The organism is Halomonas sp. BC04 (assembly GCF_000568385.1).
The window spans coordinates 1-6252 of record NZ_AZQX01000258.1 but is presented as its reverse complement, the minus strand read 5'-3'; the positions used below and the strand labels follow the sequence as shown (position 1 = coordinate 6252).

Genomic DNA, 6252 nt, shown 5'->3' with positions numbered 1-6252 from the left:
CGCCGGGGGGCCTGCGGCCTCCAGTCGCGATCTGAAGATGCTCCTACATTAGAAACAGACGCAGAAACTCAGGTCGCTTGCTCCAGGGCGCTGATCCGTTCCAGTGCCTGCTGGCGATCATCGCCGCAGAGCGACGGGTCGAAGCCGAAGCGTTCGCACACGGCCGGGCGCTGTGGGTCGCCAAACAGCCGGCACAAGTTGTCGTCGTCGAGCTGCACGCAGCGCACCCCGGCCGGTTTGCCGTCGGGCATGCCGGGGATCGGCGAACTGATCGACGGGGCGATGCAGCAGGCGCCACAGCCGGGGCGGCAACCGTCGTCTTTTGCCGCGCTCAAGGCCGTCTGCAAGCTCAAGGCTGTGCCTCCGCGATCGCCCCCTTGTCGACCCCCTCGAAGGCCTGAACCCGTGTAGCGCGGCCGGTTTCCTCGGTGATCTGTCGTGCCAGCCAGGCGGCGATATGCTCCACGGTGGTGGGGGTGGGCAGGGTGAAGCAGCGCTCCGAAGGTAGCCGGATCATGAAGTGACCCTGGTCGGAACGGTAGCGGCTGGTCACCATGCCGCGTATCACCGAGTCGGTGGTGGTGGCGATATCCGCTGCATCGATCAGGTAGCAGTCGGCCAGGCGCTCGGCCCATTCCGCCTCCAGCCCCGGCATGCGCACGCCGCGCTGCCAGATATGCAGACGCGAGCGATGCCCGTGGGCGATACGCTGGCAGTTGCCAGGTGTTTCTTCAGGCCGTGGCTATAGGTATAGGCGGCCCCGTCGATCACCTCGTCGCGAAGGCGCAGGCGAATGTCGCTGACCCGTGGCGGTGGTCGCTTCATCATCTCCTTCGCCAGGAGCTGGGCCAGCCGTTCGGTGGTGATGGCCGGCCAGGGCAGCAGGGTGAAGGCCTGTCGTGGTGCGCGAACCTCCATGGGATAGGGGTGGGTGGCACGCAAGCAGAGCCCTTCGCTGCACTCGAAGATATCCAGGCCGGGGGCCTTGGTCGGTATCAGCAGCGTGTGATCGACGCCGCCATCCAGGCGCGACTTGATCCACGGCTTGACCTCTCCGAAGTCGAACAGCATGCCGTCCTCGCCGAGCTCGCCATCGAGTTCGGCATCCACGTGCCAGCTGGCACCGATCAGGCCGCGCTGAGAACACCAAAGGGAGACATCCAGATGGCTCAGGCGGTTGACGAAAAGCGTCATCAGTCGAACCCCGCGATCTTGTGAGTCTGCAGTGACAGGCGCCATTGCGGATGGGCCAGGCAGTAGGTGACGGTAGCGCCCACATGGTTGTCCCGCCCGCCCATCGGGCCACTGTCCATCGGCTGCAGGAAGAAGTGGCCAAAATCGAGTCTTTGAAAGCGCTCCGGTGGCGCTGCCTGCTGGGGGTAGACCAGCTTGATCTCGTCGCCGCCCGTCACCGCCAGCTCCGTGGCTCCCTTGGGGCTGACGCAGAGCCAGTCGATACCCGGGGGCGGCACTAGGGTGCCATTGGTCTCCACCGCCACCTCGAAGCCCTGACGGTGCATCGCGGCGATGAGCGGCTCGTCGAGTTGCAGCAGCGGTTCGCCGCCGGTGAACACCACATAGGGCGTGGCGACTTTCTCCCCGGCGCCGTCCTGAACGGGCCACAGCGCGGTCAGGTGGGCGGCCAGGGCCTCGGCGTCAGCGAATCGCCCCCCATTCTGGCCGTCGGTACCGAGGAAGTCGGTATCGCAGAAGGTGCAGGCGGCGGTGGCGCGGTCCTGCTCCCGGCCCGACCACAGGTTGCAGCCGGTGAAGCGGCAGAACACGCTGGCGCGCCCGGCCTGTCCGCCTTCCCCCTGCAGGGTGTAGAACGCCTCCTTGACGCTATACATCGGGCGTGCCCCTGGAGGGCGAGGCGGCGGGGTCGGGCCGCTGAGGTGTGGCGGCGGGGTCGGGCCGCTGACAATAACCAAGCGGGTCCGTAGCGCCATTGGCGGCAAAGGCCGCGATCCGCTCGCGGCAGCTGCCACAGCGGCCACAGGCGAGTTCCTGACCCAGGTAGCAGGTCCAGGTGTCGCTGTAGTCGAGTCCCATGGCCAGGCCATCGGCCAGGATATCCGCCTTGGTGGAACCCAGGTAGGGGGCGTTGATCCGTACCGGCTCGAAGTTGGCGATGCCCGCCACCGCATTCATGCGCTCCACGAACTCGGGGCGGCAGTCCGGGTAAAGCACGTGATCGCCGCCGTGGGCACCGTAGTCCACGCGCCCGGCGCCGATGTTCACCGCCTTGGCGATGGCCAGCGACAGCAGGATCATGTTGCGGTTGGGCACCACCGTGGCGGTCAGGTTGTCGCTGGCGTAGTCGCCTTCCGGCATGTCGCGGCTGGCATCGGTCAGGGCCGAATTGTCGATCAGGCCGTGAATGGCGCGAATGTCGACCACCTGATGCGGCACGCCGAGCTCGCGGCACACCTTGGCGGCCACCTCGAGTTCGCGGGCGTGGCGCTGGCCATAGTCGAAGGAGAGGGCATGTACCGCCAGCCCCTCGCGAAGGGCGCGGTGCAGCACGGTAAAGGAATCCATGCCGCCGGAGTAGATCACCACGGTAGCGGGCACGGAGGAAGCAGCGGACTGGGTCATGGGGAAACTCGTTGTCGGAGAATTTATCGGGCGGCTCTCGGTGAAAGCCGCTGGCCGGGGTCCGGTCCGGCGCGGGCCAAGTTTACGCAATAGGGTGAAATCTGGCCAGGGGCGGCGCCAGTTGCTAAGATTCCCGCCCCTCTCTAAAGCATCCAGGGGCTGTCTGAAACCGATCGAGCGCTGAAATCGACAAGCGCGCGGAGGCTCAGCTAGCCCCTGGTGCCATCGTCCTGAAAACGGTGACCTAATGAAAGCCCCTGAACTGCTGTCCCCCGCGGGGACGTTCAAGAACATGCGCTACGCCTTCGCCTACGGCGCTGACGCCGTCTACGCCGGCCAGCCACGCTACTCGCTGCGCGCGCGCAACAACGACTTCAAGGTCGACAACCTGCACAAGGGCATCGCCTACGCCCACGAGCGGGGCAAGCAGTTCTACGTCGCCTCCAACATCGCGCCGCACAACAGCAAGCTCAAGACCTACCTGCGAGACATGGAATCGGTCATCGAAGCCGGGCCCGATGCGCTGATCATGTCCGACCCCGGGCTGATCATGATGGTGCGCGAGCGCTGGCCCGACCAGGTGATCCACCTCTCGGTGCAGTCCAACGTGGTCAACTACGCCGCGGCCCGGTTCTGGCAGAAGCAGGGCATCAGTCGCATCATCCTCTCCCGTGAACTCTCCCTGGCCGAGATCGGCGAGATCCGCGCCGAGTGCCCGGATCTGGAGATCGAGACCTTCGTCCACGGCGCCCTCTGCATCGCCTATTCAGGCCGCTGCCTGCTCTCCGGCTACTTCAACCACCGCGACCCCAACCAGGGCACCTGCACCAACGCCTGTCGCTGGAAGTACAACACCGTGGCCGCCTCCCACGACGAGACCGGCGACCTGGTGCCGGCCAATTCCGCCCGGGCCCACGCCGGCAGCGGGATATGGACCCCTGACCAGGGTGGACTGATCGCCTCCGGCGGTGGCAGCGCCGAGCTTGACGAAGTGGCGGAAAGCACCGCCACCGCCGGCGGTGTGGAAGGGCAGGACGAACTCTCGGCGCTGATCGAGGATCGCACCCGGCCGGGCGAACTCATGCCGGTATTCGAGGACGAGCACGGCACCTACATCATGAACTCCAAGGACCTGCGCGCTGTCCAGCACGTGCCCCAGCTGACCCAGATGGGCGTCACCTCGCTGAAGATCGAAGGGCGCACCAAGTCCCACTACTACGTTGCCCGCACCGCCCAGGTCTATCGCCGCGCCATCGACGACGCCGTTGCCGGCCGTCCCTTCGACATGCGCCTGATGGACGAGCTCGACAACCTCGCCAACCGTGGCTACACCGAAGGCTTCTACCGTCGCCACGTCCACGACGAATACCAGAACTACCAGCAGGGCAACTCCATCGGCGTGCACCAGCAGTTCGTCGGCGAGGTGATGGGCTACGACCCCGATCGTGGATTCATGGAGGTCGACGTCAAGAACCGCTTTGAAGTCGGCGACGGCATGGAACTCATGCTGCCCGGCGGCAACCGTCGCTTCACCCTCGAGCACATCGAGAACAAGAACGGCGAATCCGTCGGCGCCGCCCCCGGCTCCGGCCACATCGTCCGCATCCCCATCCCGGGCGAGCCCATCGACCCCGAGCGCATCGAATATGCGCTGTTGATGCGGGACCTGGGCTAGGTTGCCGGCATGGAATAACTGCTGTAGGAGCGCCCGGTTCGGCGCTCCGACTTTGCGTCGCGACTGGCGCCGACAGGCGCCCGGCGGATGACGCCGCCGCTAGTGGTAACTGCAAACCTTGGCAACCCCGCCGGGAGGCCTGCGGCCTCCAGTCGTGATCTAAAGATTCCTCCGACAACAGTGTGGTTAGCGTTGGTGGAGAGTATCGCTGTTGGAGCGCTGCTCCGCATCGCGACTGGCGCCGTCAGGCGCCCGGCGGATGACGCCGCCGCTAGTGGTAACTGCAAACCTTGGCAACACCACCGAGGAGGCCTGCGGCCTCCAGTCGCCGATGCGTCGGTCCGGAGCTGAAGATGCTTCCTGCAATGGCGTTGCACCGTCGGTGAAACGAATCGTTGGCTCGTGCAGGAGCGGAAGATCCGACAGGCTGATAGAATCGAGTGTCGAGTCGTCCTGTCGGCCGTGCAAACCACCAGGGATTAGTGGCTACGCTATATGATGGTAGCCAAAAAGATCGCCTGACCTTCTGCTGAACGAGGTTGGGGCAAGGCTCCCGGGCACTTATGCTCCCCGTTCAGAGGTTGCCATGTCAGCGGATCTCCATCGACTCACCACCAAGGGCGACTTTGATCGTTCGTTAATCGAGGCCATTCACGAGGCCTCACCCGATGGCATCCTCGTGGTGGATGATCAGGGGATGATCGTGTCCCACAATCGGCGGCTGTTTGAGGTGTTCGATATTCCCCTTGAGGAGTTGCCGGGCGACCATGGGGGTAATCTGGCGGGGTATTCCGAGCAGGCACCACTGTCGCTTGCGATGGAACGTCTCGAAGCGCCCGAGGCATTTCTGAAGCGCACGCAGGAACTTTACGATGATCCTTCACTGGAGGACCAGTGCGAGCTTTCATTGAAAGATGGCCGTACGCTGGAGCGCTTTTCCAAGGCTCTGTGGGGTAAGGATAATCGGTATCTGGGACGAGTCTGGTTCTTTCGTGACATCACGCCGCGCAAGGAAGTCGAGCGTAAGCTGGAGGTTCTGGCGCAGCGTGATCCGCTAACGGGCGTCGCAAACCGTCGTCATTTCTTCGAGTTATCCGAGGCAGAGGTGGCTCGAGCCCGAAGGTACGGGACGCCGCTTTCCCTGGCCATGCTCGACCTCGACCACTTCAAGCGAGTCAATGACCGGTTCGGACACTCCGCCGGTGATCGGGTACTGATCAATTTCTGCAATGGCGTCGCGACATTGCTGCGCGGATCGGACGTGTTGGCTCGTCTGGGAGGTGAGGAATTCGTCGTGCTGCTACCTGGATCAGACCTGGATGGTGCCTTCCAACTGGCCGAACGCTTGCGGGGTCATGTCGCGAAGGAGATCGTGGAAGAGGGAGCGAATCGTATCCGGTACACGGTGAGTGCTGGCGTGGCGAGTCTTGCGCCCGACGATGCCTCGATCGAAGCCGTCATGGGTCGAGCCGACGATGCCCTCTATGCCGCCAAGCGGCCGGGCGTAACTGCACCAGGCGCGAAGCCCCACGGTGACGAACAGGCTAGAACTGATTCTCCAGGCCAGCCATCAATCCAGCCATATCGCATCCCAGTAGGGGTACTGCCCGATATTCTCCACCAACCTGCGCGTAACGGGTTGGCGACGATATAGCGCGCTACGGTGCGGATATCCTCATCGGAGCGCAGGACCCGGTCGTAATACCCCGCGTCCCATACCCGCAGTCCGACAGACATGGAGACATGGGATTTATACAGCCGGACGGCATGGGCCAGGTCTCCCTTCAGTTGCAACAGCCAATGGACATGGTCGGGCATGACCACAAAGGTCTGTGTCTTGCATTGGGCATCAAGGGTTGGAATCGAAAACGCACGACACGCCTTGCAAGCGGTACGAAAGTCATCAAAGAACGGATAGCGACGGCGCGTAACCAGAGTGATGTGATAATAGTGGCCGGGGATGGAGCGGCGACCGGCTC

Annotated in this window: 5 protein-coding genes and 2 pseudogenes; 2 read left to right on the top strand and 5 right to left on the bottom strand. The window is 64.0% G+C overall.

Annotated elements, in window-relative coordinates:
* Positions 1-68: 68 nt before the first annotated feature.
* The 4 genes and pseudogenes from Q427_RS17915 to queC form a co-directional block, all read right to left on the bottom strand.
* Positions 69-347: a YkgJ family cysteine cluster protein gene (locus Q427_RS17915; protein WP_155833612.1), complete on the bottom strand. Its 279-nt coding sequence runs from the start codon at positions 345-347 to the stop codon at positions 69-71.
* Between the two features lie 2 nt (positions 348-349).
* Positions 350-1194 (bottom strand): annotated as a pseudogene (locus Q427_RS17910) (6-carboxytetrahydropterin synthase).
* Complete coding sequence (queE, locus tag Q427_RS17905; RefSeq protein WP_043516473.1) at positions 1194-1850, bottom strand: 7-carboxy-7-deazaguanine synthase; 657 nt, start codon at positions 1848-1850, stop codon at positions 1194-1196. Before queE ends, Q427_RS17910 begins: the two are co-directional and overlap by 1 nt.
* Positions 1843-2598, bottom strand: coding sequence for a 7-cyano-7-deazaguanine synthase QueC (gene queC, locus Q427_RS17900; RefSeq protein WP_043516471.1), 756 nt, complete (start codon positions 2596-2598; stop codon positions 1843-1845). The genes queE and queC overlap by 8 nt, the downstream gene beginning before the upstream one ends.
* A 247-nt stretch (positions 2599-2845) precedes the next feature.
* Here queC and trhP point away from each other — a divergent pair, with 247 nt between their 5' ends.
* Both trhP and Q427_RS34330 read left to right on the top strand, forming a co-directional pair.
* The gene (gene trhP, locus Q427_RS17895; protein ID WP_043516469.1) at positions 2846-4273 is read left to right on the top strand and encodes a prephenate-dependent tRNA uridine(34) hydroxylase TrhP; all 1428 of its coding nucleotides are present in this window, start codon (positions 2846-2848) and stop codon (positions 4271-4273) included.
* A gap of 586 nt (positions 4274-4859) precedes the next feature.
* A complete protein-coding gene (locus Q427_RS34330) occupies positions 4860-5927 on the top strand; it encodes a sensor domain-containing diguanylate cyclase (RefSeq protein ID WP_051496501.1) in 1068 nt (355 codons plus the stop codon).
* A 26-nt stretch (positions 5928-5953) separates the two neighbouring features.
* On the opposite strand, the pseudogene Q427_RS34325 reads toward Q427_RS34330, so the two are convergent.
* Positions 5954-6208, bottom strand: a pseudogene (locus Q427_RS34325) (transposase); the annotation flags it as partial.
* Between the last annotated feature and the right edge of the window lie 44 nt (positions 6209-6252).